At 68.3% G+C, this 25,148-nt stretch carries 26 protein-coding genes; 16 read left to right on the forward strand and 10 right to left on the reverse strand.

Going from position 1 to position 25,148, the window contains the following annotated elements; all coding sequences use genetic code 11:
* Nucleotides 1-27: 27 nt before the first annotated feature.
* Complete coding sequence (locus AC1RSI_RS12285) at nt 28-2,952, reverse strand: hypothetical protein (protein WP_230307613.1); 2,925 nt, start codon at nt 2,950-2,952, stop codon at nt 28-30.
* A 218-nt stretch (nt 2,953-3,170) separates the two neighbouring features.
* On the opposite strand from AC1RSI_RS12285, the gene AC1RSI_RS12290 reads away from it, so the two are divergent.
* Together AC1RSI_RS12290 and AC1RSI_RS12295 are read left to right on the forward strand one after the other, a co-directional pair.
* A complete protein-coding gene (locus tag AC1RSI_RS12290) occupies nt 3,171-3,386 on the forward strand; it encodes a hypothetical protein (RefSeq protein WP_008261388.1) in 216 nt (71 codons plus the stop codon).
* A 55-nt stretch (nt 3,387-3,441) separates the two neighbouring features.
* On the forward strand, nt 3,442-3,942 hold the full coding sequence (locus AC1RSI_RS12295) for a pyridoxamine 5'-phosphate oxidase family protein (RefSeq protein ID WP_154726083.1): 501 nt from the start codon (nt 3,442-3,444) through the stop codon (nt 3,940-3,942).
* Between the two features lie 25 nt (nt 3,943-3,967).
* Here the strand turns inward: AC1RSI_RS12295 and AC1RSI_RS12300 are convergent, their stop codons facing one another.
* From AC1RSI_RS12300 to AC1RSI_RS12315, 4 genes are all read right to left on the reverse strand, one after another.
* Complete coding sequence (locus tag AC1RSI_RS12300) at nt 3,968-4,798, reverse strand: EF-hand domain-containing protein (RefSeq protein WP_154726084.1); 831 nt, start codon at nt 4,796-4,798, stop codon at nt 3,968-3,970.
* A 92-nt stretch (nt 4,799-4,890) separates the two neighbouring features.
* On the reverse strand, nt 4,891-5,805 hold the full coding sequence (gene argF / locus AC1RSI_RS12305) for an ornithine carbamoyltransferase (protein WP_154726085.1): 915 nt from the start codon (nt 5,803-5,805) through the stop codon (nt 4,891-4,893).
* Nucleotides 5,806-5,950: 145 nt separating this feature from the next.
* Nucleotides 5,951-7,144 carry an aspartate aminotransferase family protein gene (locus tag AC1RSI_RS12310; protein ID WP_255347089.1) on the reverse strand — a complete coding sequence of 398 codons (1,194 nt, stop codon included), beginning with the start codon at nt 7,142-7,144 and terminating at the stop codon, nt 5,951-5,953.
* Between the two features lie 119 nt (nt 7,145-7,263).
* A complete protein-coding gene (locus AC1RSI_RS12315) occupies nt 7,264-8,274 on the reverse strand; it encodes a M28 family metallopeptidase (RefSeq protein ID WP_035308737.1) in 1,011 nt (336 codons plus the stop codon).
* A 193-nt stretch (nt 8,275-8,467) separates the two neighbouring features.
* Between AC1RSI_RS12315 and AC1RSI_RS12320 the strand changes: the two genes are divergently transcribed.
* Nucleotides 8,468-9,247: a tyrosine-protein phosphatase gene (locus AC1RSI_RS12320; protein ID WP_008261769.1), complete on the forward strand. Its 780-nt coding sequence runs from the start codon at nt 8,468-8,470 to the stop codon at nt 9,245-9,247.
* Nucleotides 9,244-10,590: an anthranilate synthase component I family protein gene (locus tag AC1RSI_RS12325; protein WP_008262238.1), complete on the forward strand. Its 1,347-nt coding sequence runs from the start codon at nt 9,244-9,246 to the stop codon at nt 10,588-10,590. Before AC1RSI_RS12320 ends, AC1RSI_RS12325 begins: the two co-directional genes overlap by 4 nt.
* On the opposite strand, the gene AC1RSI_RS12330 is transcribed toward AC1RSI_RS12325, so the two are convergent.
* From AC1RSI_RS12330 to AC1RSI_RS12340, 3 genes are read right to left on the reverse strand one after another with little or no spacing between them, the layout of a single operon-like run.
* On the reverse strand, nt 10,542-11,102 hold the full coding sequence (locus AC1RSI_RS12330; protein WP_008260630.1) for a TadE/TadG family type IV pilus assembly protein: 561 nt from the start codon (nt 11,100-11,102) through the stop codon (nt 10,542-10,544). The genes AC1RSI_RS12325 and AC1RSI_RS12330 overlap by 49 nt on opposite strands.
* Nucleotides 11,102-11,632, reverse strand: coding sequence for a TadE/TadG family type IV pilus assembly protein (locus AC1RSI_RS12335; protein WP_035310216.1), 531 nt, complete (start codon nt 11,630-11,632; stop codon nt 11,102-11,104). Before AC1RSI_RS12335 ends, AC1RSI_RS12330 begins: the two co-directional genes overlap by 1 nt.
* An 11-nt stretch (nt 11,633-11,643) precedes the next feature.
* A complete protein-coding gene (locus AC1RSI_RS12340; protein WP_008259318.1) occupies nt 11,644-12,060 on the reverse strand; it encodes a pilus assembly protein N-terminal domain-containing protein in 417 nt (138 codons plus the stop codon).
* 238 nt (nt 12,061-12,298) lie between these two features.
* Between AC1RSI_RS12340 and AC1RSI_RS12345 the strand changes: the two genes are divergently transcribed.
* From AC1RSI_RS12345 to AC1RSI_RS12385, 9 genes are all read left to right on the forward strand, one after another.
* A complete protein-coding gene (locus AC1RSI_RS12345) occupies nt 12,299-12,469 on the forward strand; it encodes a Flp family type IVb pilin (protein WP_008262563.1) in 171 nt (56 codons plus the stop codon).
* 114 nt (nt 12,470-12,583) lie between these two features.
* Nucleotides 12,584-13,105, forward strand: coding sequence for an A24 family peptidase (locus tag AC1RSI_RS12350; protein ID WP_447941230.1), 522 nt, complete (start codon nt 12,584-12,586; stop codon nt 13,103-13,105).
* A 119-nt stretch (nt 13,106-13,224) separates the two neighbouring features.
* Complete coding sequence (gene cpaB, locus AC1RSI_RS12355) at nt 13,225-14,142, forward strand: Flp pilus assembly protein CpaB (protein ID WP_426025610.1); 918 nt, start codon at nt 13,225-13,227, stop codon at nt 14,140-14,142.
* Nucleotides 14,139-15,692 carry a type II and III secretion system protein family protein gene (locus AC1RSI_RS12360; protein ID WP_008259868.1) on the forward strand — a complete coding sequence of 518 codons (1,554 nt, stop codon included), beginning with the start codon at nt 14,139-14,141 and terminating at the stop codon, nt 15,690-15,692. Before cpaB ends, AC1RSI_RS12360 begins: the two co-directional genes overlap by 4 nt.
* A 4-nt stretch (nt 15,693-15,696) precedes the next feature.
* Nucleotides 15,697-16,386 carry a CpaD family pilus assembly protein gene (locus AC1RSI_RS12365; RefSeq protein WP_040349189.1) on the forward strand — a complete coding sequence of 230 codons (690 nt, stop codon included), beginning with the start codon at nt 15,697-15,699 and terminating at the stop codon, nt 16,384-16,386.
* 10 nt (nt 16,387-16,396) lie between these two features.
* Nucleotides 16,397-17,959, forward strand: coding sequence for a CpaE/TadZ family protein (locus AC1RSI_RS12370; protein WP_008263382.1), 1,563 nt, complete (start codon nt 16,397-16,399; stop codon nt 17,957-17,959).
* A 3-nt stretch (nt 17,960-17,962) separates the two neighbouring features.
* Nucleotides 17,963-19,609 carry a TadA family conjugal transfer-associated ATPase gene (locus tag AC1RSI_RS12375; RefSeq protein WP_008261233.1) on the forward strand — a complete coding sequence of 549 codons (1,647 nt, stop codon included), beginning with the start codon at nt 17,963-17,965 and terminating at the stop codon, nt 19,607-19,609.
* A gap of 4 nt (nt 19,610-19,613) precedes the next feature.
* Nucleotides 19,614-20,594, forward strand: coding sequence for a type II secretion system F family protein (locus AC1RSI_RS12380; protein WP_008263819.1), 981 nt, complete (start codon nt 19,614-19,616; stop codon nt 20,592-20,594).
* A gap of 10 nt (nt 20,595-20,604) precedes the next feature.
* Entirely contained in the window at nt 20,605-21,585 is a 981-nt protein-coding gene (locus AC1RSI_RS12385; protein ID WP_008262351.1) for a type II secretion system F family protein, read from the forward strand.
* Between the two features lie 12 nt (nt 21,586-21,597).
* Here the strand turns inward: AC1RSI_RS12385 and AC1RSI_RS12390 are convergent, their stop codons facing one another.
* Together AC1RSI_RS12390 and AC1RSI_RS12395 are read right to left on the reverse strand one after the other, a co-directional pair.
* On the reverse strand, nt 21,598-22,029 hold the full coding sequence (locus AC1RSI_RS12390) for an SRPBCC domain-containing protein (RefSeq protein WP_008261741.1): 432 nt from the start codon (nt 22,027-22,029) through the stop codon (nt 21,598-21,600).
* A gap of 41 nt (nt 22,030-22,070) precedes the next feature.
* A complete protein-coding gene (locus AC1RSI_RS12395; protein WP_035309635.1) occupies nt 22,071-22,421 on the reverse strand; it encodes a hypothetical protein in 351 nt (116 codons plus the stop codon).
* 87 nt (nt 22,422-22,508) lie between these two features.
* Here AC1RSI_RS12395 and AC1RSI_RS12400 point away from each other — a divergent pair, with 87 nt between their 5' ends.
* The 3 genes from AC1RSI_RS12400 (at nt 22,509) to AC1RSI_RS12410 (ending at nt 25,141) form a co-directional block, all read left to right on the forward strand.
* The gene (locus AC1RSI_RS12400) at nt 22,509-23,813 is read left to right on the forward strand and encodes an amidohydrolase (RefSeq protein ID WP_291757227.1); all 1,305 of its coding nucleotides are present in this window, start codon (nt 22,509-22,511) and stop codon (nt 23,811-23,813) included.
* A 109-nt stretch (nt 23,814-23,922) separates the two neighbouring features.
* A complete protein-coding gene (locus AC1RSI_RS12405) occupies nt 23,923-24,432 on the forward strand; it encodes a hypothetical protein (RefSeq protein WP_008261859.1) in 510 nt (169 codons plus the stop codon).
* Nucleotides 24,433-24,448: 16 nt separating this feature from the next.
* Nucleotides 24,449-25,141: a PspA/IM30 family protein gene (locus tag AC1RSI_RS12410; RefSeq protein ID WP_008260647.1), complete on the forward strand. Its 693-nt coding sequence runs from the start codon at nt 24,449-24,451 to the stop codon at nt 25,139-25,141.
* Nucleotides 25,142-25,148 lie beyond the last annotated feature (7 nt).

Genomic DNA, 25,148 nt, shown 5'->3' on the forward strand with positions numbered 1-25,148 from the left:
CCACCCGTGCGCGAAAGGTTTGGCGGCCTAGCCTCGGCCCTGAGCCGGGCTTTGGACCTGCTGCTGCACAAATGCGTCGGCGGCGGTGCGGGCGGCGCGCTGGGCGGTGGCGGTGGCGGCGGGACGAAGTCGGGTGACGGCCGCCTGGGCCTCGCTGTCGCCGCCGCGCGCGGCGATCATGTACCATTTCAGGGCTTCGGTCGGGTTCTTCGCCACGCCCTCGGCGCCGGTCTCATAGATGCGGGCGACATTGTACTGGCTGTCGGTCAGGCCCCGCTCGGCCGCCCTGAGCAGCCAGATCAGACCCTCGGCCTGATTGGCCGCGCCGCCGTCGCCTTCGTACAACTGCATGCCGTACAGATGCATGCCGCCGGGATCCCCGGACTCGGCCGCACGGCGGCCCCACCGACGGCTCTCGGCCGGATTGGCGGACACGCCGTTTCCACCCATGAGATAGAGCTGACCCAGATAGGTCTGGGCCGGGCCGTACCCCAGGTCGGCGGCGCGCTTCAGTTCGTCCACGCCTTCCAGGTCGCCGCTCTCGATCCGGTTCACGGCCCGTTCGAACTCGGCCGCGCCGGCGTCGACCGTGGGTACGGCGTCCGTCGGCGTGATCGCCATGGCGATCGGGGTTTCGCTGGCGGCGGAGGCGGGCGTCCGGGTCGAACCCGGCAGCCCCGGCAGTTCGAGATCGGGCAATCCCGACCCGTCGGCCAGGGTCAGAGACGCATAGGCCCCGCCGGTCAGGGCCACAGCCGTGACCGAGGCCAGGAAGGCCTTCTTGACCGTCGATCCGTCCTTGGCCGCCTGCTTGTCCAGCCGCTCCTGCAGCTTGGACTTGCCGCCGCGCTTGGGCATCAGGCCGAAGCCCTGGCGGGGCGCTTCCTCGGGCGCCGCCGGCGTCGTCATGGCCGCACGGGCGGCGTCGATGGTGCTGCGGGTCGATGCCGCGCGACCGGCCGCGGCGGCTGCGCCCATGCTGGCGCGCAGACGGCGGGGATCGACGAATTCGGTGTCGTCGGCGAAGTCGTCGTCGCCGTCCAGCAAGGCGTCGCTCCGGCCTTGAACTGGGCCTTGAACGGCGTCCTGATCCGGGGCCTGTCCGTTCGGACGCGGCTCCGACCGGGTCGAGAAACCGGATGCGGTGGCCTCCAGCGCGTCGTCGACATCGGCGCCGCCGAAACCGCCGAAGGGCTGGATTCGGGGTTCGCTTTCGACCGACGCCGCAGAAACCGGAGCCGGATCAGGCTCGGGCCGGAGCGGCTCCGACGCCAGTGCAGCGGGCGTCGACGCCGTCGGCATCGACGGGAAGGGCGTCGCCATGGCCGCGTCCGGCGACACGGGGTCGATCGACCAGTCATCCTCGACGTCGAAGGATTCTTCGGGGAAGACGGCCGCGCGCCAGTCCGGCTCGACCGGCGCCGAGACGGCGGCGACCGCTGCGCGCTCGGCGACGGCGCGGGGCGCGGGCGAAGGCTCGGCCTCGGGGATGTCCAGCTGCAGATCGCGGGTCGCGGCCGGCTTGCGCGTATCCATGCTCTCGCGGGCCTCGGCCAGCAGGCGGGCGGTGCGCTCCTCGCTCATCCGCATCCGCTCGGCCAGTTCGCCCGAGGCGCGGTCGTAGCGCTGTTCGATCTTGTCCGAGCTTTCCGACAGGCGCCGCGCGATGTCGTCCAGCGCCTGCTGCGAGCGGCGTTCGGACTGGGCGATGCGGTCGCTCAGCTGATCCGAAATCCGGGTGATCTCGCCGCCCAGCTTCTCGAGCGCCAGGGCGTGACGGTCGTCGCTGGCGGTCAGGCGTTGATCGACGCGATCGACGTGGCGCGCGAACTCCTGGTCCATTCTGGCCGCGTGACGCGACAGATCGGCCTCGACCTTGCGGCCGACCAGGTCGGTGACGCTGCGGGTGACGGCCTCGGCGCGGCCGATGGCCTCGCGTTCGACCGTCTGGACCCGGGCGTTCAGGTTCTGGGCGATCTTCAGGACCTCGCGGCCCATGGCCTCCAGCCCCTGGGCGCCCTTGCGCTCGGAGGCGTTCAGCTGGTCGCCGACGCTGCGGACCGCCTGTTCGATCCGGTCGATGCGCGCGCCGGTCTCGGCGGCGTCGAGCCGCTGCATCATCTCGGCGCGGTTGAACTCGATCTGACGCGACAGGGTCTCGGCCAGCTTCTCGAACCGGGCGGCGTCACGCGCCCCCTCGGGCTCGACCCGCCCCTCGGCCGCGCGCATGCGCTGGTCCAACTCGGCGAAAGAGCGCTCGAGGGTCTTCAGCGCCTCGGTGGTGCGGCTCTGGGCCTGGTCCAGACGCGCGCCGACCTGGGCCAGCAGGTCCGTGCCGACGCCGGGACCTGCGGCCTTCTCGACCGCCTCCATGCGCTGACGCAGTTCCGAGACGCCCGACCTCTGGCGTTCCTCGATGTCGTACAGGCGGCCGGCCAGGGCGCCCAGCGACTGCTCGACCTTGCCGAAGGTCTCCTGGGTCTGAGGGCCGGTGTCGCGTTCGAAGGCGCGCAGGCGACGATGCCCCTCGCGCAGTTCCTCGGCGATGTCGTCGATGCGGCGAGCCTGCCCCTTGGTCTGGGCGTCCTGACCGTCCAGCCGGCGCACCAGGCCGGACACGGCCTGGTCCACGCCCTGGATGGCGACGGTCGAGCGCCGCTCGGCGGCCTCCAGCCGGGCGGCGATGGCGTCGATGGAGGCGCTGATCCGCTGCCAGCCTTCGTCGGAAGCGTCATAGGCGTCGTCGAGACGGCGGCTGCGACCGCGACGTTCGAACATCTCGGGGCCGGCGGAGCGACGCGGCAGGGTGGCGTAACCCTCGTCCTCGTCTTCCATGATCATGGAGTTCAGCCATTCGCCCAGGGTCATGCCCGAGCGCCGCGCAAGATCCTTGGCGACCTCGCGGGCCTTCGGATCAATACCCTTCACGCTCCAAGGCGCCGCTGCGCTCACTGATTCGGCTCCCGACCCATGGGATGGAGGCTATAACGCCAATATCGAGGGTGTAAACGTGTGGTTAACCGCAAGATGTTGCGCCGACTCGTCAGCCTGTGGACATCTCGTCGGATGGGGAGGCTTTTGGGCGCGACGTGGTTAATGACCGATTAAGATTAAGGACCTGGTAACCGGTTCGGCTTGCGTCCCTGCTCCGGCTGCGCCAACTGCGGCCCATGAGCCTGACAACCACTCTGATCCTGCTGGGCGCGGCCCTGGCCGTCATGGTCTTCGCCGGCTGGCGCGGCGCGCGGCCGCCCGACCCGTTCAAGGGGCCGCGCATGGTCCCCTGGCGCTTCATCATGCTGGGCGCCGCGGCCCTGGCCATGCTGCTGCTGATCCACCTGGCCACCCTGTTCGGCGCCGAACGGCCGCCCTGGGTTTCAGTTTAGGAACCCGAACGAGGCCCGACGGTTGATCCTGCGAACCCCAGACAGGAGACGCATCATGGCCGACAAACTGACCCCCGCCGAGGCGGAAAAGGAATTCTGGAACAGCCTGAAGGAGTCCAACACCGGCATGCTGGGCCTGGACCAGGCCGGCTATCACCATCAGCCCATGACCGGTTTCGGCGAGCCGGAGACCGGGACCATCTGGTTCTTCAGCCGCAATGACACCGACTTCGCCCGCAACGTGGCGGTCGGCGGTCAGCAGGGCATGTTCTGCTATCAGGCCAAGGACCAGAAGGTTCAGGCCTGTATCCACGGCGACCTGTCGATCGACCAGGACCGCGCCCGGATTGAAAAATACTGGAACCCCGTCGTCGCCGCCTGGTACCCGGACGGCAAGGACGACCCGCACCTGACCCTGATCCGCTTCAACGCCGAGGACGGCCGGGTCTGGGTTTCGGACAAGGGCGCGCTGGGCTTCGGCTATCAGGTGATGAAGGCCAATCTGACCAAAACGACGCCCGACGTCGGCGGCGTTTCGGACGTGAACCTGAATTAGGCGGGCGCCCCGCCGGCGCGCGCATTTATGCGCGCGTTTCGGCGACAGCCTGTTGTCCGTCCCTCGACGGCGTCCAGCTGTTCAGCGCCTGCTGGAACAGCCGGGCGGCCAGGGCGTCGCTCATCGGGGCGGCGGCGATGCGGGCCGCTTCGGCCGCTCTCATGCCTTCGATCTCGCGGCTGAGGAAGCGAGCGGTTCCAGCGGGTCCGGAGGCGCGCTCGGCCCAGTCGGCCGCGGCCTGTTCCGGGGAGACCAGGGGTTCATCGTCTGCGGGGGGCGCCTGGACGGGGTCAGAGCGGAGGCTTTCCATCAACTGTCGGATCTCGGCCTGGCGCTCGGGGGACAGGCTGGAGACCTGGGTCCGCTGAAGCGTTCGCATTCGGCCAGCGACAAAATCGTCGATGGACAGCGGCTGATCGCGATCCGAACCCAACCGGGCCATGACGACGCGGTCGCTCATATAGCCGGCGTCATAGGCGGCCGCGCGGCGTAGATCCGCCGAAGCCTCGCGTTCCGACTTCGACACCAAACCGTCGCCGTCCGTGTCGGTCTGGGCGAACCAGTCGGCAAGATATTCCGCGTCGGAAAGGGATTCCGACCCGGACTGGGCCTGGATCAGGGCGTTTAGGGTGTCGGCGCCGAAGGTGTCGGCGGGGGTCATTTCGGCGCGGGTGACGCGACCGTCCGCATCGGCGTCGAAGGTTTCGAAAGCCTTTGAAACCTTGGTGTTTCCAGCGTCTACAGCGCTGATTTCGTCGAGGGTGAGGGCGTCGTCGCCGTCGGTGTTCAGACGGTCGAACAGCTTCTGATAGAGCTGTTGCGTGAGGGTGGAACCCGCAGCGGATATGGTGGTCATGGCCTCAGCCTCCCCAGGGCGCGACAAGCGTGACCTTAAGGAAGCAAAGGCCAGACCGCGCGACGCGCGGCCTGGCGATCGTCAGATCGGCGTCAGCCCGCGAAACACCAGGCCAGAACCGCCTTCTGGGCGTGGATGCGGTTTTCGGCCTCGTCCCAGACCAGGGAGCGGGGGCCGTCGATGACGGCGTCGGTGACTTCCTCGCCCCGGTGGGCCGGCAGGCAGTGCAGGAAGACCGCATCCGGATCGGCTAGGCCCATCAGGGCCTCATCGACGGTGTAATCCTCAAACGCGGCCAGACGCGCCTCATAGTCCTGGTCGCCCATCGACACCCAGGTGTCGGTGACGACGACGTCGGCGCCCTTGACCGCCTCGCGCGGGTCGCTGGTCAGGGTGACGGCGCCGCCGCCCTTGGCCAGGTCGCGCAGGTCGGGGTGATACGCCGCCGGACAGGCGACGTTCAGGTGGAAGCCGAACCTGGGCGCCGCGTGCATGAAGCTGTGGCAGACATTGTTGCCGTCGCCGATCCAGGCGATGGTCTTGCCCGAGACCGGGCCGGAATGTTCCTCGATCGTCTGCAGGTCGGCCAGGATCTGGCACGGATGCGACCGGTCGGTCAGGCCGTTGATCACCGGCACGGTCGAGACGCGGGCGAAGCGTTCGACGTCCTCGTGGCTGTTGGCGCGGATCATGACGGCGTCGACCATGCGCGACAGGACACGGGCCGTGTCCTCGACCGGCTCGCCCCGGCCCAACTGCATATCGGAAGCCGTGGCGATGATGGCGGCGCCGCCCAGCTGGCGGATGGCGGCGTCGAAGCTGAAGCGGGTGCGGGTCGAGTTCTTCTCGAAGATCATGGCCAGGACGCGATCCTTGCCCGGCGCATCGGCGTCGGGACGGCCCTGGGGCCAGCCCTTGCGGGCGGCCTTTCGGGCGTGGGCGTCGTCGAGAATGGACCGCAGATCGGCGGCGTCCAGCTGGTGGATGTCGAGGAAGTGCCGGACCATTGCCTAACTCCGCTCATCCCCGCGAAGGCGGGGACCTGATGCTTTGGGCGACGGGCGCCCGATGTCTGTCACGTCCGCCGGTCCCGGGCCTTTCGCGTGAAAGGCCTGGGTCCCCCGCTTTCGCGGGGATGAGCGGTTTTGAGGATCAGGCCGCCCACTTCTCGCGGGCGACCTCGCAAGCGGCTTCGAACCGGACGATCAGTTCGCGAGCCTCGTCCAGGGTCAGGTTCAGCGGCGGCAGCAGACGCACGCAGTTGTCGCCCCCCCCGGCGATCAGCAGCTGTTGCGTATCGCGCGCCAGGGCCATGAACTCGCGATTGTTCGGGACCAGCTTGACCCCGATCAGCAGCCCCTTGCCGCGCACATCGACGATGACGTCCGGGAAGCGGGACTGAAGCCCCGCCAGCTGCTGCTTCAGATAGCCGGCGATCTCGTTGACGTTGTTCAGGGTCTCGGGCGTGTTGATCAGGGACAGCGCCTTCAGACCCACGGCCATGGCCAGGGGATTGCCGCCGAAGGTCGAGCCATGGACGCCGACCGTCATGCCCGAGGCCGCGCGGGCCGTGGCCAGGCAGGCGCCGATCGGGAAGCCGCCGCCCAGGGCCTTGGCCACCGCCATGATGTCGGGCGACATGCCGGCCCATTCGTGGGCCCACAGCTTGCCGGTCCGGCCCATGCCGCACTGGACCTCGTCGAAGATGATCAGGACGCCGTGTTCGTCGCACAGCTCACGCAGGCCGCGCAGGCACTGCTCCGGCATGGCGCGGCAGCCGCCCTCGCCCTGGACAGGCTCGACGATGATGGCGGCGGTCGTGGGGTTGGCGATGGCGGCCTTGATGGCGTCGTGGTCGCCCCACTTCAACTGGTGGAAGCCCTGCATCGCCGGGCCGAAACCCTCGGTATAGCTGGGGTTGGCGGCGGCGTTGATCGCGCCATAGGTGCGGCCGTGGAACGAGCCGTCGAAGCCGTAGATGTCGATCCGCTCGGGCGCGCCATTGGCCGAATGATATTTACGCGCCGTCTTCAACGCGCACTCGACGGCTTCCGTGCCCGAGTTGGTGAAGAAGACCACGTCGGCGAAGCTCGACTCGCACAGGGCGTCGGCCAGGGCTTCCTGGCCCGGAATGCGGAAGATGTTGGAGACGTGCCACAGCTTCTCGGCCTGGTCCTTGACCGCCTGGACCAGTTCGGGATGGGCGTGGCCCAGGCCGTTGGTCGAGATGCCGGCGACGCAGTCCAGATACTCGGTCCCGTCGGTCGACCACAGGCGAGCGCCTCGGCCGCGTTCCACTTCCAGCGGCGCGCGATTGTAGACACCCATCAGATGGTTCGTGGACACGGGACTAAGACCTCCAAAAGCGATACGGCCCCGACGCGAGGCGCGACGGAGCCGGTTTCATAGGGACAGGCGTTGTCGGACGGGCGACGGTGTTAGTCAACACCGGCGCCGAGGCGAGGCTACGGGTTGCTGGCGTCCGGCATGGCGGCGGCGGGGGCGTTTTCTGCGGCCACGGCGTCTTGCTTGGCCTGGATTTCGACCAGTCGCTTGTCCAACGCGAGCCCCAGGTCCGCGAGGAACAGGCCGAAGCGGGCCACATCGACGCCGTTGATGTAGGACAGCCTGTCTTCGGTCGAATGGATGCGCTGGAAGACCGGCGGGACGAAACCCTCCTTCAGGCCGTTATCCTTGCCGCCGTTGAAGGCCAGCCACATCTGATGGGCGCCCACCGCGTCCTGCGTCCCCAGCGAGACCACCGGCACGCCGGCCGCCGAGAAGACGCGGTCGTCGCTGGGCGGATAGATCGGATAGGGCATGCAGTCGAAGCCGCGCTCGGCGCACAGGCTGCGCAGGGTCTCCAGCACGAAGCCGGACTGGTCGCCGTTGTTCTCGCCGTACATGACCGTCTCGCCATAGGCGGCGACGTCGGCGTTGATGACGGCGGCGATCCGGTCCTTGCCGTGCTTTTCCAGGAAGGCCTTGGCCCCCAGCAGGCCCAGTTCCTCCTGATCGGTGAAGACGAAGACGAAGCGGTGGGCGACCGGCTGCCCCTCCAGCCCCATCTCCAAGGTCTTGGCCGCCTCCATCATGGCCATGACCGAGCCGATATTGTCGACGACGCCCTGAGACAGGGTTCCGTCGCGCAGCTTCACCGCATCATAGTGGGCGGTCAGGACGATGTCCTTCGCGCCCTCGCCCACCGTCACGACGAGGTTCGCGCCCTCCATCGGACCGGTGGCCCGATTGCCGCCGGCGAAGACCTGGATCTCGGGCGTGAAGCCCAGGCGGGTCAGCATGCCGACCAGGACCTGGGTCCGTTCGGCGTTGGTGGGCTTGATGAACTGGGCGGCGCCGGCGGCGATGTCGGGGCGGTCGCCGGCCTGGGGCGTGGCTTCCTGGGCCCAGGCCGGCGCAAGGCCTGGAACGGCGGCGAACAGCGCCGCAGCGGCGACGAGCGAACGGAACAGCATGGCGGACCTCTCAGGGGAGCGATCCTCCAGAGTTAGCCGCTGATCGGGCCGGGCGCCAGCGACGCCTGCGCCGCCAGACCGGCCCCTGGGCGACGACAGCGGATCGATGATCGGCGCCCGCCCTGTGACGGACCCGCACCGTCACCGCCATGATCTGGATGCGCTGAATGTCGATTCGTCCTAGGAAACGGGCATGAACGACCGTCTCCACGCCTTCGAGGCCATCGACAACTTCCGGGACTATGGCGACTACGCCACGGCGGCCGGGCGACGCGTGCGCGCGGGCCGTCTGCTGCGTTCGGGCCATCACGCCCGCGCCAGCGACGCGGATCTGGAGCGGCTGAAGGGGTTCGACCTGGGGGCGGTGATCGATCTGCGACGGCCGGGCGAGCGGCGGGACCAGCCGTCGCGGCGGCCCGACGGCTTCGACGCCCTGGTGATCGAGGGCGGGATCGACGACGGGGCCGACGCGCCGCACATCGCCTTCCTTAAGACCGAGGATCTGACGCCCGCCTCCGGCCGCCGCTTCATGGAGCGGACCTATCGGTCCCTGCCCTTCGACGCCTCGCACATCGACGTCTTCAGTCGATACTTCCATAGCCTGGGCGACCAGGACCGGCCGGTCCTGGTCCATTGCGCGGCGGGCAAGGACCGGACGGGGTTCCTGGCCGCCCTGACCCATCATCTGCTGGGCGTGCATCGCGACGACATGGTCGAGGACTATCTGCTGACCAACACCGCCGTCGATCTGGTCGGCCGCGCCCCGTCCATCGCGCGGCAACTGCACAAGATGACCGGCCGCGTCGCCTCCGATGACGCCGTCGTGGCCTTCCTGGGTGTCGAGCCCGCCTATCTGGAGGCCGCCTTCGCCGAGGTCGAGGCGCGGCACGGATCGCTGGACGCCTATCTGGCCCAGGCCCTGGGCGTCGACGCCGCCCTGCGGGCGCGGATCGAGGCGCGGCTGTCGGCGTGAGCGATGGTCTGACCCATGTCGTCGTCCGAGATCATCCGTGGACGGATCCTCTGGATGTGGCGGCCGGGATCGGCGCGGCCGACGGCGGCCTGGCCCTGCTGTCCGACGGCGGGCCGGGTGGACGCTGGTCCCATGTGGCGACGGCGCCGGACCGTATTCACGTGGGCGCGGTCGAGGCCGATCTGTTCGCCCCCTTGCGCGATCCGGCCTGGGGCGCGGGGACGGTGGGGCTGGCCGCCTATGACGCCGGGGCGCGGGCGGCGACGGGCGACCGGCCTCAGGTCTGGCCCGACCTGATCCTGGCCCGCTATCCGGCGATGCTCAGCTTCGACCATCTTCAGCGCCGGGTTTGCGCCATCGGCCGGGGGGCGACGGCGTCACAAGCCGAGGCCGCCGCCGTCCGCGCCGCCGGGTGGCTGGCGGCGGCGATCACGCCAGAAACCCCCGCCGCCCCGGCCGAAGCCTTCGTGGCCGAGGCGGATGACCAGGCCTATCGCGACGCCGTCGCCGCGGTCGTGGCCCGCATCGCCGCCGGCGAGCTGTTCCAGGCCAATATCGCCCGCGCCTGGGGCGGGGAACTCAAGCCCCAGGCCGATCCGTTCGACGTCTTCCTGCGGCTGCAACAAGGGCGGGCCTCGCCCTATGGCGCCTTCTGGCGGATCGGCGACCGGGCCCTGGTGTCCAACTCGCCCGAACTCTTCCTGGCCTTCGACGGCGAGGACCGGCGCATCGAGGCGCGGCCGATCAAGGGCACCCGCGCCCGGTCGGCCGACCCTGTCGAAGACGCGGCCCTGGCCGCCGAGCTTCAGGCCAGCGCCAAGGACCGGGCCGAGAACCTGATGATCGTCGACCTGATGCGCAACGACCTGGCCCGCGCGTCGCGCGTCGGCTCGGTGGCGGTCGAGCGGCTGTTCGCGATCGAGAGCCATCCGACCGTCCATCATCTGGTCTCGACCGTGGTCGGCCGGGCCGAGCCGGGGGTGACGCCGGCCGATCTGCTGGCGGCGACCTTCCCGCCCGGTTCGATCACCGGCGCGCCCAAGCATCAGGCCATGAAGGTGATCGCCGACCTGGAGCCCCCGCGCGGCGCCTGGTGCGGGTCCCTGTTTATTCTGGAAGAAGACAGGGGCCTGACCGCCTCGGTCCTGATCCGCACGGCCGCCTTCGAACGCCGGGGCGGGCGCTGGAGCTTCCGCACCCTTGCGGGGGCGGGGATCGTGGCCGACAGCGACCCGCAGGCGGAACTGGCCGAAACCGAGGTGAAGATTTCAGCGCTGAAGCGCGCCCTGGTCGGTCAGCAATCCGAACAGGTGATGACGGTCGCCTCGCGCGGGTTCAGATAGGCTCGACGGGTGAACTCCGCCGCCGGCAGGAACTGCTGGAAGGGCGAAGAATATTTGTAATAGGCCTCGGCGACGATGATCGAGTCCCCGTCGGCCGGGAACATGTCGGCCGGAATACCGGCGTCGGCGATGACCAGAGGCTTGTTCATCTTCGTGCCGGCGCCGCCGTCGGGAGTCCAGCTTCGGCTCCAGTTCAACGTATATTTGTTGGCGGAAACACGGGTCACGCTGCTGATGCGCTGTTCCATGGAGGTTGAGGCGAACGGCGCCATGATCGCCGGCCCGACCTCGAAGATGCTGTTTATGTCAGCCTTGGTGATGGTTCGCGACTGGGAGACCAGGTCCGCCACGGCCGAGGCGGCGTGGCTGGTGCGCTTCAGGGCCATATAGCCTTGGCACAGGTCCACCATGCCGGCGTAGAACAGGAGCATGACGGGTGCGATCAGGGCGAACTCCACCGCCGATACGCCGCTTTCATCGCCGGCCAAGCGCCGGATCAAGGATCGGGACATCAGAAGGGCTCGTTGCGGAAGGCCGTAGTCGAGGAGATCATGATCTGTCCGGGTCCCGCGCTGCTGACCGCCTGGGTCAGGGCTGGAACGATCATGGGCTGCTTGTACCAGAGCCGAACGATGATCAGGTCCTGGCCGACCCCGCCCTTGAAGTCCATCTGGGACAGGTCCAGCACGCCGTCTTTGTCCCTGGGCGGATCAATGTCGTCGGAAAAGCTGGTGACGACGCGCACGTCGATCGTCGCCCGATCCGCGCAGTCGCTCTTGAAAACGCTCATCTGATCGCAAACGGCCTGTTTGAAGGCGATCTTGTCGAATTTCTTCGTCTGGGCCTCGCCCGTCCGCACCAGGCGGCTGGCTTCCAGCACGGCGTTTTCCGCCACCGCGTCGATCATGAAGACCAGGCCCAGCTGGAAGATCGAGAACAGGAGCAGAAAGAAGGGCGTGGCCACCAGGGCGAACTCGACCGCCGCCGCGCCTTCGCGCGACCCGCGGGCCTGGCCCGCCTTGAACCGACGACGATGAGGCATGTCCACGAAGGTCAGGGCGTGGGCGTGGCGCCGGCCGTCGAGGCGGTGGCGCGGACGCTGGGGGCGCAGGAGGCGCTGCAGGCCATTTCCGTCGCCTGACCGCCGCGCCAGACGCGAACCGAACCGGTCGAGCCGCCCGTGACGACGATCTCGCGCTGGAACAGGGTGCGGCCCACGCCGTCCACCGCCACCACTTCGGTGACGCCGTAGCCCTTGCCGACGATGAACAGGGTGTTGGCGTCGACCACGGTGACGTCGGCGATCTGCGGATTGCCGACGATGACGGACGAGGCCGCGCCGTTGAGCTGAACGCGGGCCGAGCGATCGATCTCGACATTAAGGGCGCCGCTCTGGGCCAGGGCCGGAGCGGCGGCGAGCGGCGCGGCCATCAGGGCGGCGGCCAATACGGCGATGGAAAGGCGGGACATCGGCGGCTCTGAACAATAACGCGCATGAACGCGGACACGCGCATGATGTCCCACGGAGTCTCAACAAAGGCTGAAGCGGTTCGATCCGAATTTTCTTTGGTAAATCCGAGGGTAACCAAAACTCGTGACTCAGCCTTAACGAGCGTCAGGCATCTTCATCCTGCGTTTGGGGGTCAAGCGGGCTACCGGCTCCCCCCGCCAAGTTGCTCGCTAGACATTTTATCAAAGGGAACACTCCATGACCAAGTTCATCTCGCGTTTCGCCAAAGACGAATCGGGCGCCACCGCCATCGAATACGGCCTGATCGCCGCCCTGATCGCCGTCGTGATCATCACCGTGCTGGGCACTATCGGTACGCAACTTGATATCAAGTTGAAGGAAGTCGCCAAGGGTCTCGGCGCTGCGTAATAAGACGCCTGCAAGGGCATCTTGAAACCTGGAAGGGCCGGAGCGCACGCTCCGGCCCTTTTGTTTGTCTGACGGCAACGCGGCCTTAACAGGCGACGTGCCACAGATTCCCGCATGGACCTTCTGAGCCTTCTCTGCCTCGCCGTCTTTCCGATCCTGATGATCGCGACCGGCCTGCACGATCTGACGACGATGCGGATTCCGAACTGGATCTCCCTGGTCCTGCTGGCGACCTTCTTTCCGGCGGTGCTGCTGGTCGGTCTGTCGCCGGTCGAGGTCGCGATCCATGTCGGCGTCGGCTTCGCCGCCCTGATCGTGGGCATGATCATGTTCGCCCTGCGCTGGATCGGCGGCGGCGACGCGAAGGCCCTGGCGGCCGCCTGTCTGTGGATGGGCCTTACGGGTCTGGCCCCCCTGTTGCTATGGACCGCGATCGTGGGCGGCGGTTTCTGTCTGCTGCTGCTGCTCGTCCGCCAATATTATCCGATGGTCGCGCCTGCCGCGTTCCGCATCGGGTGGCTCGCCCGGCTGATGGAGCCGAAGGGCGACATTCCCTATGGCGTCGCCATCGCCATCGGCGCCCTGATCGCCTTTCCCGAGGGGGATCTGGCGGTTCGCTTTCTGACGGCGCGATAGACGCGCCGGCGCGCGGCCTCGTCGGCGCTTAGGAAGCATTAACCCGCCGGCCTCATGATCGTTAACGGTAGGGCGTCGAGGATCGACTCCGGGTCGTCACGCCTGCTGGAGACCTCTGGATGAAGCCCGCCCGCATCGCCGTCATCTGTATCGCCGCCGTGTCGGCCCTGGGCCTGGCGCTGGTTGTCCGCGCCATGGGGAACGGCGAACCCGCCGCCCCCGCCGCCGCCGCGCCCGTCGAGACCCGGCCGATGGCCAAGATCCTGGTCGCGGCCAAGAATCTGGAGCCGGGCAAACGCCTGGCCGAGGCGGACCTGGCCTGGAAGGACTGGCCGGTCGACGAGGTCAATCCCGCCTTCATCACCGACGGCTCCACGCCCATTCCCGCCAAGCCCGCCCCCGAAGGCGCCGGCGAAAAGGCCGGCGCCGCCGTCGAGCGCGTGGCCGAGGCCGCCGGCCAGATGGCCGGTCCCGGCGCCAAGTCCGACTATATCGGCTCGGTGGTGCGCGAACCCATCCTGGCCGGCGAGCCCATTGTCGGCCGCAAGATCGTGCGCGCCGGCGACAGCGGCTATCTGGCCGCCTATCTGGAGCCCGGTATGCGGGCCATGGCCATCGCCGTGACGGTGGAATCCGCCGCCGGCGGCTTCATCCTGCCCGGCGACCGGGTCGATGTGGTCCTGACGGTGCAGAACGAACGCGGCGGCTCGGCCGTCGAGGGCGGCGGCGCAACGGCCAAATATTCCTCAGCCACGGTGATGCAGAACGTCAAGGTTCTGGCCATCGACCAGTCCACGCGGGCCGGCGACGACGCCCAGGCCGTGGTCGGCGCGACCGCCACCCTGGAGGTCCGCCCCCAGGACGCCGTGCTCCTGGCCCAGGCCAAGTCCGAGGGCGAACTGTCGCTGTCGCTGCGCTCCTATGCGGACACCGCCGGGCCCTCGGGCGCGACCCGTGCGCCCCGGGCCGTCGCCAGCGCGTCCCGCAGCGTCCGCGTCTATCGCGGCGGCGAACCGGAAGTGGTGACCACCCCATGAGGAAGACGCCCGTGCGCAAGACCGTCGCCCTGGCCTGCGTCCTGCTGGCCGGCCTGGGGGCCGCCCCGGTCGCCGGCCTGGCCCAGACGCGCGCCGCCGTGTCCATGGGCGCCGCGCCGCAACTGATCAATCTGCCGCGCGGGACGTCCTTCGCGGTCGATCTGCCGGCCGACGCCCGCGACGTGATCGTCGCCAATCCGCAGGTGGCCGAGGCCATGCTGCATTCGCCGCGCCGCATCACCGTGATCGGGATTGCGCCCGGCGAGACCGACGCCGTCTTTCTGGACGCCGCCGGCCGCACCATCCTGAGCCTGCGGGTACGGGTCGATGCGGGAACCAGCGCGCTGCAGGACACGCTCAGCCGGCTGGTTCCGGGCAGCCAGATCCGCGCCGAGGCGGTCAACGACAGCGTGATCCTGAGCGGGGTCGCCGATTCTCCGGCCCAGGCCGTCCAGGCCGCTCAGGTGGCCCGCGCCTTCGTGTCCGCGCCGGAAAAGGTGCTGAACATGATCAGCATCGCCGGATCCGATCAGGTGACCCTGAAGGTCCGGGTGGTCGAGGTCCAGCGCAGCGCCATCAAACAGTTGGGGTTCGACACCTCGGCTGTGGTCGGCCAACTGGGCAGCACTCAGTGGCTGCTTGGAAACTCCGCCACCTGGGGAGTCAACGGCGGGCTGATCGGCGGCATCAGCGCGGGCTTGTCGCGCGATACGACCAAGAATTATCAGATGCAAAGGCCTTGCGTCGGCCCCGGCTGGACCCCAGGCGCGCTTTGCCCCGTCACGGTCAGAGGGCCAGACGACGCATCAAACTGGGATACGGCCCAACCCGGCACGGGGCCAGGTTCGAATGATCTTAACAAGGGCAGCGCCACGGTTAAGGCGTTCGAGCGTGTCGGTCTGCTTAGGACGCTGGCCGAGCCGAACCTGACCTCGGTTAACGGCGAAGCCGCCAGTTTCCTGGCCGGGGGCGAGTTCCCGATTCCGTCCGGTCGAGACCGCGACGGCAACATCACGGTCGTCTACAAACCTTACGGGGTGGCGCTCAGCTTCCGGCCGGTAGTCTTGGACGCGGGGCGTATCAGTCTTCAGGTCAAGGTCGAGGTGTCGGAGTTGACGTCTCAAGGCGGCCTGACAATCGGGGCAGGCACCACCTCGTCCGTCAGCCTGCCGGGGCTGTCGGTTCGCCGCAGCGAGAACACGGTCGAACTCTCGTCGGGCGGTTCCATGATGATCGCCGGCCTGCTCCAGGAAAACACCCGTCAAGCCATCGACGCCTTGCCCGGCATGACCAATCTGCCGGTGCTGGGACAGTTGTTCCGCTCACGCGATTACCTTAATGGCGAGACTGAGTTGGTCGTGATCGTCGAGCCCTATATCGTCAGCCCGACCTCGCCCGACCGGATGCAGACGCCGGCCGACGGCCTGCGTATCGCCAGCGACTCGCAGACCATCCTGTTTGGTCAGTTGAACCAGATCTATGGATCGCCCAGCCCAACCGCCCAATCGGGCGCCGTGTGGCAAGGGGCGGCCGGCTATGTGATCGAGTAGGCGCATGATCCGAACCTCAAGAACGCGCGTTCTGTCCCTAATCCTTTCCGGATCGGTCCTGGGGCTGGCTAGCTGTGTGGGCGGCCCGGCCAGTCTGGGCGGCCCGCCGCCTCTGACCCCGACCTCGCGCTATTCGCTTCAGGTCGAGACCGGTCTGGACCGTATCGCCCTGGCCGTCCACGAACAGGGACTGTCGGCCAATCAGCACGCGGCTCTGCGCGACCTGGCCCAGCGGTTCGCCGCCGCCGGGGCGGGCGTCATCGTGATCGAGGCCCCGGCCGGAGAAGACTCGGTGGCCGCCAAGACAGCCTTCGACACGCGCGCCGCCCTGGCGCAGATCGGCCTGGATCCGAACCGTCTTCGCGTCGTCAGCTATGCGGGGCCTGACCCCCGCGCGCCGGTTCTGGTCGGGTTCGAAACGGTCCAGGCCGCCGTGCCGCGCTGCGGCGCGGCGTGGGGTAATCTGAGCCGGACCGGAGACAATATGTCCGGTTCGAACTTCGGCTGCGCCGTCACTGCCAATCTGGCCGCCCAGATCGCCGATCCGCGCGACATCGCGGCGCCCCGCGCCCTGACGCCCCCCGAGGCGGGCCGGCGTTCGGTGGTCTTCGATCGCTATCGCCAAGGTCTGCCGACCGCCGCCCCGCAGGAACAAATGGTGCAGCGTTCACGTGTCTCGACGGCTGTGGAATAGGCCGTTGACCATGTCCGCCCCTCACCCTCTCGAACCTTTCGACGACGGCTTCGACGTCGATATGGACTTCTCCGAGGCAGCCGCCGCTTTTCCGGGCGACTCCGGGCGCTCCCCCTTGCAGTTCACCCCGCCGGCCTCTGCGGCTCAGCCCGTGATGCAGGCGCCGACCCAGAACACGAGCGCCCCCGGCTTCAATCCTGTCGGCGACCTGCTGGCACAGGCGCAATCGACTCTGGCGCCGACGACGGACGCGGGTCCTGCCCCGTCCAGTGCGGTCCCGTCCGCCCTGGCGCCTTCTGGCCTGGCTCCCGCCGGTCTCGCCGCCGTCGGATCCATCGGCGAAGTGTCGGTGCCGCGGATCGCCATCCATGTCTTCGCCGAACGCCAGGACACCCTGGCGGCGGCCGAGCGCGCCGCCCAGGACCGACGCCTGTCGCGCGCCACCACCCAGATCCGCATCGGCGGGATCATGGCCGCCGTCGAGACCTATCAGCACGAACCGACCCCGCCGCTGATCATCGTCGAATGTCTGAAGGACCCTCAGACCCTGCTGTGGGAAGTGGATCAGCTGGCCGAGGTCTGCGACGCCGGCACCAAGGTCGTCGTCGTGGGGCCGACCAACGACATCCTGCTGTTCCGCGAACTGATGCGTCGCGGGGTCAGCGAATATCTGGTGGGCCCGCTCCAGCCCCTGCAACTGATCGCGGCCATCGGCGGCCTGTTCAACGATCCGGCGCAACCGTTTGTCGGCCGGTCCATCGCCTTTGTCGGCGCGCGGGGCGGGGCCGGAGCCTCGGCCGTGGCGCACAACACCGCCTATGCGATCTCGGAGCGGATCGGGGCCAATACGGTCATCGTCGACTATGACCTGCCGTTCGGCACCGCCGGCCTGGACTTCAACCAGGATCCGCTGAGCGGCGTCGCCGACGCCCTGGGCCAGCCGGACCGGCTGGATTCGACCCTGCTGGACCGGATGATGGTCCGCTGCACCGACAAGCTCAGCCTGTTCGCGGCGCCCGCCACCCTGGACACCGACTGGGACATCTCGACCGAGGCCTTCGAGGAGGTGACGACGCGCATCCGCTCGACCGCGCCCTTCGTGGTCCTGGACCTGCCGCACCTTTGGTCGCCGTGGATGCGCCGCACCCTGATCAGCGCCGACGAGGTGGTGATCGTGGCGACGCCGGACCTGGCGGCCCTGCGCAACGCCAAGAACATGATGGACCTGATCCGTTCGGGCCGCCCGAACGACGCCCCGCCGCGCCTGGTGCTGAATCAGGTCGGGGTGCCCGGTCGTCCCGAGATCCCGGCCAAGGATTTCGGCGCCGCCCTGGGCGTTCATCCCAGCCTGATCATCCCCTTCGACGCCAAGACCTTCGGCGCCGCCGCCAACAACGGCCAGATGATCCTGGACGCCGGCGCCAAGACCAAGGCGGCCGAGGCCTTCCAGACCCTGGCCCAGATCGTGTCGCGTCGGGAAATCCCCGTCATCGCCGGACCCAAGGCCAAGCCCGGAAAGGCGGCTTCGACCGAGTCGAAATCCCTGTTCGCCTCCATGTTCAAGAAGCGCTGACGGGTGTTCGGCAAGCGCACAGGTCAGCCCGGCGTCGTTCCGGCTCCGATGCGTCCCGCCCCTGCGGGCGTCGCCGGCGCCGCGCCCGAGTTCGCCCCGCGACAGCCCGCGCCGGGCGTCCAGACCGAGGCCTTCGCCTTCGGCGGCGCGGCCGACCTCGAGCCCGCTGTCGAGGCCCTCGCCCCGGCCGCTTCGGGGCAGGCCCAGGCCCAGCCGGCCGCCAAGGCTGACCGCCTTGACGCCCTCGCGTCCCGCCCGACCCCCGAGGCCGCGGCCCCCGCCGCGCCGGGCGGCAAGCCCGCGCCCGGTCCCAAGGCCACGGCCGGGTTCGAACAACTGAAGAAGGCCCAGGCGGTCGCCGAGATCGTCCGGGAACAGAGCGACTATTATCACGCCACGAAGACCACCATCTTCAATGCGTTGATGAACACCATCGACCTGGCCCAGCTGGCCCAGCTGGACACCAAGGCGGCGTCGGAAGAGATCCGCGACATCGTCGCCGAACTGGTGGCGATCAAGAACGTCTCCATGTCGGTCGCCGAGCAGGAGCATCTGGTCCAGGACATCGTCAACGACGTCCTGGGCTACGGCCCGCTGGAGCCGCTGCTGGCCCGCGACGACATCGCCGACATCATGGTCAACGGCGCCGGCCGGGTCTTCATCGAGGTCGGGGGCAAGGTCCAGCTGACCAATGTGCGCTTCCGCGACAACGCCCAGCTGATGAACATCTGCCAGCGGATCGTGTCCCAGGTCGGCCGCCGCGTGGACGAGTCGAGCCCGATCTGCGACGCCCGCCTGCCGGACGGTTCGCGCGTCAACGTCATCGCCCCGCCCCTGGCGCTGGACGGGCCGACGCTGACGATCCGGAAGTTCAAGAAGGACAAGCTGACGATGAAGAATCTGGTGGAGTACGCCTCCATCAGCCCCGAGGGCGCACGCGTCCTGGGCGTCATCGGGGCCTCGCGATGCAATCTGGTCATTTCGGGCGGCACGGGCTCGGGCAAGACGACCTTGCTGAACACCCTGACGGCCTTCATCGACCCCACCGAACGGGTCATCACCTGCGAGGACGCGGCCGAACTGCAGCTGCAGCAGCCGCATGTGGTGCGTCTGGAGACGCGCCCGCCGAACCTCGAAGGCCAGGGCATGATCACCATGCGCGACCTGGTGAAGAACTGCCTGCGGATGCGTCCCGAACGGATCATCGTCGGCGAGGTGCGCGGACCCGAGGCCTTCGACCTGCTCCAGGCCATGAACACCGGCCACGACGGCTCCATGGGCACGCTGCACGCCAACTCCCCGCGCGAGGCCATCAGCCGGATGGAATCGATGATCACCATGGGCGGCTACGGCCTGCCGTCCAGGACCATCCGCGAGATGATCGTCGGCTCGGTCGACGTCATCATCCAGGCGGCGCGTCTGCGCGACGGCTCGCGCCGCATCACCCACATCACCGAGGTCGTCGGCCTGGAAGGCGATGTGATCGTCACCCAGGACCTGTTCGTCTACGACATCACCGGCGAGGACGAGAACGGCAAGATCATCGGCCGTCACCGGTCGACCGGCATCGCCCGTCCCCGCTTCTGGGACCGCGCCCGCTATTACGGCCTGGAGCGCGAACTGGCGGACGCCCTGGACGCGGCGGAGTAGGGACATGTTGCCGATCCTCGCCGCCGTTCTGGCCTTCATCACCATCGGCGGCCTGGGCTGGGTCTTCGTCGGCGGCGACGATTCGTCCGGCCAGGCGGTCAAACGGGCGCAGAACCTGGGCGAGGGAAAGCGCAACGCCGCCAAGGCGCGCAAGGCTGCGGCCGCCGCCAATACGCCCGAGGCGCGCCGCAAGCAGATCATGGTCCAGCTCCAGGAAGCCGAGCGCCGCGAGCGCAAGGCGCGCGCCAATATGGCGGCCAAGCTGAAACAGGCCGGACTGACGATCAGCGTCCGCACCTTCTACATCGTCAGCGGCGGGGTGGGCCTGATCGCCGCCGTCGCCGCCCTGGCCTTCGGCCTGCATGTCCTGATCGTTCTCGGCCTCGCGATCGTCGTCGGCCTGGGCCTGCCGCGCTGGATCGTCGGCTTCCTGGCCAAGGCGCGGATGAAGAAATTCTCGCTGGAGTTTCCCAATGCGGTGGACGTCATCGTTCGCGGCATCAAGTCGGGCCTGCCGGTCCACGAATGTTTCAAGATCATCGCCCGCGAAAGCCCCGCTCCCCTCGGCCCGGCGTTCAAGAAGCTCGTGGAGGCCCTGGGCGTCGGCATGACCCTGGAACAGGCGCTGGACAAGATGTTCGAACAGATGCCGACCCCGGAACTGAGGTTCTTCACCATCGTCATCGCCATCCAGCAGAAGACGGGCGGCAATCTGGCCGAGGCGCTCAGCAATCTGTCGACCGTGTTGCGCGCGCGCCGGATGATGCGCGAGAAGGTCAAGGCCCTGTCTTCGGAAGCCCTGGCGTCCGCAGGCATCATCGCCTCCCTGCCGCCGGCCGTCATGACGATGGTGATGTTCACCAGCCCCGGCTACATGATGGCCCTGTTCACCGACATCCGCGGCAACGCGCTGCTGCTCCTGGCGGGCGCACTGATGGGGACGGGGATCTTCGTCATGAAGCGCATGATCTCGTTCAAGATCTGAGGTCGGGACCGTGGACGCCTTCATTCGCTTCATCACCGACCCGCAGAACCTGCTCAGCCTCGGCGTGGGCGTGCTCGTCTTCGCCACCGTCCTGACCCTGCTGTCGTCGATGACGGGCGGGGTGAAGCTGGACCAGCGGATGAAGGCGGTGTCGGAACGCCGCGACGAACTCAAGCGCCGCTCCCGGGCCGCCATCCACACGGGGCCGGGCGGATTGCGCCACACGGACGATGAGGGGTTCAAGAAGCGGGTCGTGGACCGGCTGAACCTGACCAAGCTGCTGGAGGATCCCAAGGTCGCCGACCAGATGGCCCAGGCCGGCTATCGCGGCCCGCGCCCCCTGACCACCTTCTACTTCTTCCGCTTCGCCTCGCCCTTCATCTTCCTGATGGTGGTCGCCTTCTACATGTTCGTGATCAAGGTCGTGGACTGGCCCACGATGCAGAAGATCACCGCCTGCGTGGCCGCCGCCGTCGCGGGCTTCTATGCGCCCAACCTGTTTCTGACCAATCGGATCACCAAGCGCCGCACCTCGATCATGCAGGCCTTCCCCGACGCCCTCGACCTGTTGCTGATCTGCGTCGAGGCAGGGATGTCGATCGAGGCGGCGATCGCCAAGGTCAGCCAGGAGATCGGCACATCGTCCATCGAACTGGCCGAGGAGCTGTCCCTGCTGTCCGCCGAACTCAGCTATCTGCCGGACCGGCGCATGGCTTACGAGAACCTCGGCAAGCGGACCAACCATCCCGGCGTCAAATCCGTCGCCGTCGCCATGACCCAGGCCGAGACCTACGGCACGCCCCTGTCCTCGGCCCTGCGGGTGATGGCCAAGGAAAACCGTGACCTGCGGCTGTCGGCGGCGGAGAAGAAGGCGGCCGCCCTGCCGGCTCAGCTGACCGTGCCGATGATCCTGTTCTTCCTGCCGGTCCTGTTCATCGTCATCCTGGGTCCGGCGATCCTGAACATCATGGACACGATGGCCAAGGGCTGATCCGGCGGCGTTTCAGGCCTCGGCTGCGGCCTTGAGATTGTCGACGATGGCCTGATGCGCGTCGCGCAGGGCGATCCGGTGCTTGTCGTGGAACAGCTCGCCCCTCAGGCCCGCGAACTTGTGCGCCGACGAGACGATGCAGCTGCCCTTTTCCAGCTCCTCGATGTCGATGTAGCGCAGGGTGCGGAACAGGAAGCCCCGGTTCTCGGTCCAGACCAGCCGCACATAGGGCCGCCAGTCGGCGATGCGGGCCACGACCGCGCGCTCCGGCTGACCGGGAAAGGCCTCGGTCAGGGTCAACTGGCCGCCGAAGGCGATGGCGCCCGAGACCTCGGTCTCGTGCGGATTCCATTCGTTCCAGCGCGACAGGTCGGAGACCAGCTCCCAGATCCGGTCGGAGGTCGCCCGCACGCCGGCGCGTTTCTCGATCTTGGTGTCGTCCATGCCGCCGATCTGGCACGACTGGGCGGCGGAAGAAAGACGTCTCAGTCGGGCGTGACCACCTTCAGCCGCCGCCCGTCGTCCAGCCCCAGCCGCGTCTTGACCTCGAACAGGTCGGCGCCGGCCGGGATGATCAGCAGTTTCTTGGGATGGGCGGCGTTGACCGCCACCACCCCGTCCTTGGGGCAGATGTCGAAACAGTCGGTCCCCGCCACGGTCAGTTCGCCCTTGCGCCCCTTCTTGCCCTTCTTCAGGTGCAGATATTTCCGCAGGGCCTTCTTCAGCGTCAGATCGCCGTCCGGCCCGAAGCCGCCGTCCAGCTTCTTGGAGCATTTGCGGCACACCAGCACGACGTCGCGCCACTCGGTCGTCGTGCTCTTGATCGGCTTGGCCATGATTCGAGTTTCGCCGAGCGATGGTCGTTGCACAAGCGGCCCCGGCGCCCTCATCCTGCGGCTTCTCCGATTTTACGGGATATCCACATGCGTCGCCTGTTCGCCGTCTCCACCCTGGCGCTGCTGCTCGCGGCCGGTTCCACCCAGGCCCAGGCCGTCGATGCGGCCAGCGTGGACGACGCCGTCCAGCGCGTGACGCCCCGGGTGGTCGACTGGCGCCGCGACTTCCACCAGCATCCCGAACTGGGCTTCGCCGAGACCCGCTCGGCCGCCGTCATCGCCGATCATCTCCGGTCCCTGGGGCTGGAGGTCCGCACCGGGGTCGGCAAGACCGGGGTGGTCGGCGTCCTGCACGGCGCCCGTCCCGGCCGGGTCGTGGCCCTGCGCGCCGACATGGACGCCCTGCCGGTGCAGGAGGCGACGGGCCTGGCCTTCGCCTCCACCGCCACCGGCACATACATGGGCAATACGGTTCCCGTGGCCCACGCCTGCGGCCACGACATGCACATGGCGATGTTGATGGGCGCGGCCGAAGTCCTGGCCGGAATGAAGGACCAGATCGCCGGCACGGTGGTCTTCGTCTTCCAGCCGGCGGAAGAAGGCGCCCCTCCCGGCGAGCCCAAGGGCGGCGCCGCCCTGATGATCGCCGAGGGCGCGCTGAACGATCCCAAGCCCGAGGCCATCTTCGGCCTGCACGTCGTGCCCGGCCGTCCGGGCAGCGTCTTCTACCGCCCCGAGGGCTTCATGGCCGCCTCCGACCGGGTCGATATCGTGCTGAGGGGCAAACAGACCCACGGCGCCTGGCCCTGGCGCGGCGTGGACGTGATCGCGGTGGCCGGTCAGGTGATCGAGACGGTCAACATCCTGACCGCCCGCACGGTCGATCCGACCACCACCCCGACGGTCTTCACCATCGCCACCGTGGACGCCGGCGTCCGCTATAATATCATCCCCGACAGCGCGACCCTGTCGGGCACCCTGCGCACCTTCGACGTCGCCCAGCGCGACGCCCTGGTCGCCCGCGCCGAGACCGCCATCGACCACGTCGCCGCCGCCTATGGCGCCACCGCCGAGTTCGGCGTCAGACAGAACGCCGCCCTGGTCTTCAACGACCCCGGCCTGTCCGCCTGGCTGGCCCCGGTCCTGACCGAGGCGGCCGGCGCTGGCAACGTCAACCCCGCCACGCCCCCGACCACGGTGGCCGAGGACTTCAGCTATTTCCAGCAGGCCATCCCCGGCGTCTTCTACCACCTGGGAGCCAGTCCCGACGGCGTGGACCCCGCCCAGTCCGCGCCGAACCATTCGCCGGAGTTCTCACCGAACGAGAAGGTCCTGCCGCTGGGGGTGAAGACGCACGTACTGACGGCGCTGCGGTTTTTGGAGCGCAGGTAAAGACTGGGTGCTGGCCGAGATGCCCTTGCAGAGACCAAATCTGGCGGCCCAAGCGTGACTGTTGAGTGAGAATGTTTACAAACGAAATACGATGTAATACAAACTTCGCATGGCTTCCCTGACCACCCCTCTCAGCGTCCGGCTTTCTGAGGACGACACCAGCTTTCTTTCGAAGCTGGAGATCGACGGCGCGGTGACGGCCAGCGACAAGATTCGCGGTCTGATCCGGCAGGCGCGACAAAGAGCCGAGCCGCTCGATTCCTTTCCCGCGGCCCTGGCGGTCAGTCACGATCACATGGCCGCGACGGTCCGTGCGGTCCGCATCATCGAGCAGGATTTGGACCGTCACTCAGACGTCGCGGCGGGGTTGGTGAACATCGCCGAGGAATTCCTCGCCCTGGCCCTGACCGCCCCGCGCCCCGGCTCAACGGGCGTTTCGGACGAGCTTGTCCGGCACGAGGCGCGTCTGGTGGACTGCGCGACCCGGATGACCGATCAGCTGTTGCGCTGGGCCCTGACGCCCACTGCTCCGGCCTATGACCCTGCCGTCATCTCTCGCCGACTCGCCGAGTCGGCCGAACTGATGCGGCTTGTTTCTGCGGCCCTGGCCGCGCGCTAACGGAAGGATCAAGAGCATGGCGGATACACTTAGCGCTCGCGTCGGCCGAATCGTCTCGGGCAGTGCGCACGCGCTGATCGATACGATCGAGGGCGCCATGCCGGACGCTATCGTCCAGCAGACCCTGCGTGAAATCGACAAGGCGGTGGACGATGTTCGCGCCGAACTAGGCCGCACCATCGCCGGCAAACATCTGGCCAACAAACGGCTGACTGAACAGAGCAGCCGTCACGAGGAGTTGGCGGGCCAGATCGAACTGGCGCTGCGTGAAAGCCGCGAGGACCTGGCCCGCGCGGCGGTCGAGCATCAACTCGACGTCGAAGCCCAGGTCCCCGTCCTGGAGGCCACGGTGGCTGACGCCGGCAAGCGCGAGATCGAGCTGGAAGGCTATGTCGCCGCCCTTCTCGCCAAGCGCCGAGAGATGGAGGAAGCCTTCCAGTCCATGCTTCTGGCCAGGGCGCGCGGCGCCGAGGACGCAGGTGCGGCCACGGGCGGGGTGGGCTCCGACGGCAAGCCCAGCGTGATCCGCCGCGTCGAGAACGCGACCGGCGCCTTCGACCGGCTGATGGCTCGCGAAGGGGCGCCGCCCCTGGGGGGCGTTGACCGCGAGCAGGGCGCCAAGCTGGCGGAACTGGACGGTCTGGCGCGCCGGAACCGCGTCGAGGAACGTCTGGCCGCCATCAAGGCGCGCACCGGCGACAAGGGCTGACGCCGCC

This window comes from Brevundimonas sp. GW821-FHT10E09, assembly GCF_058809375.1.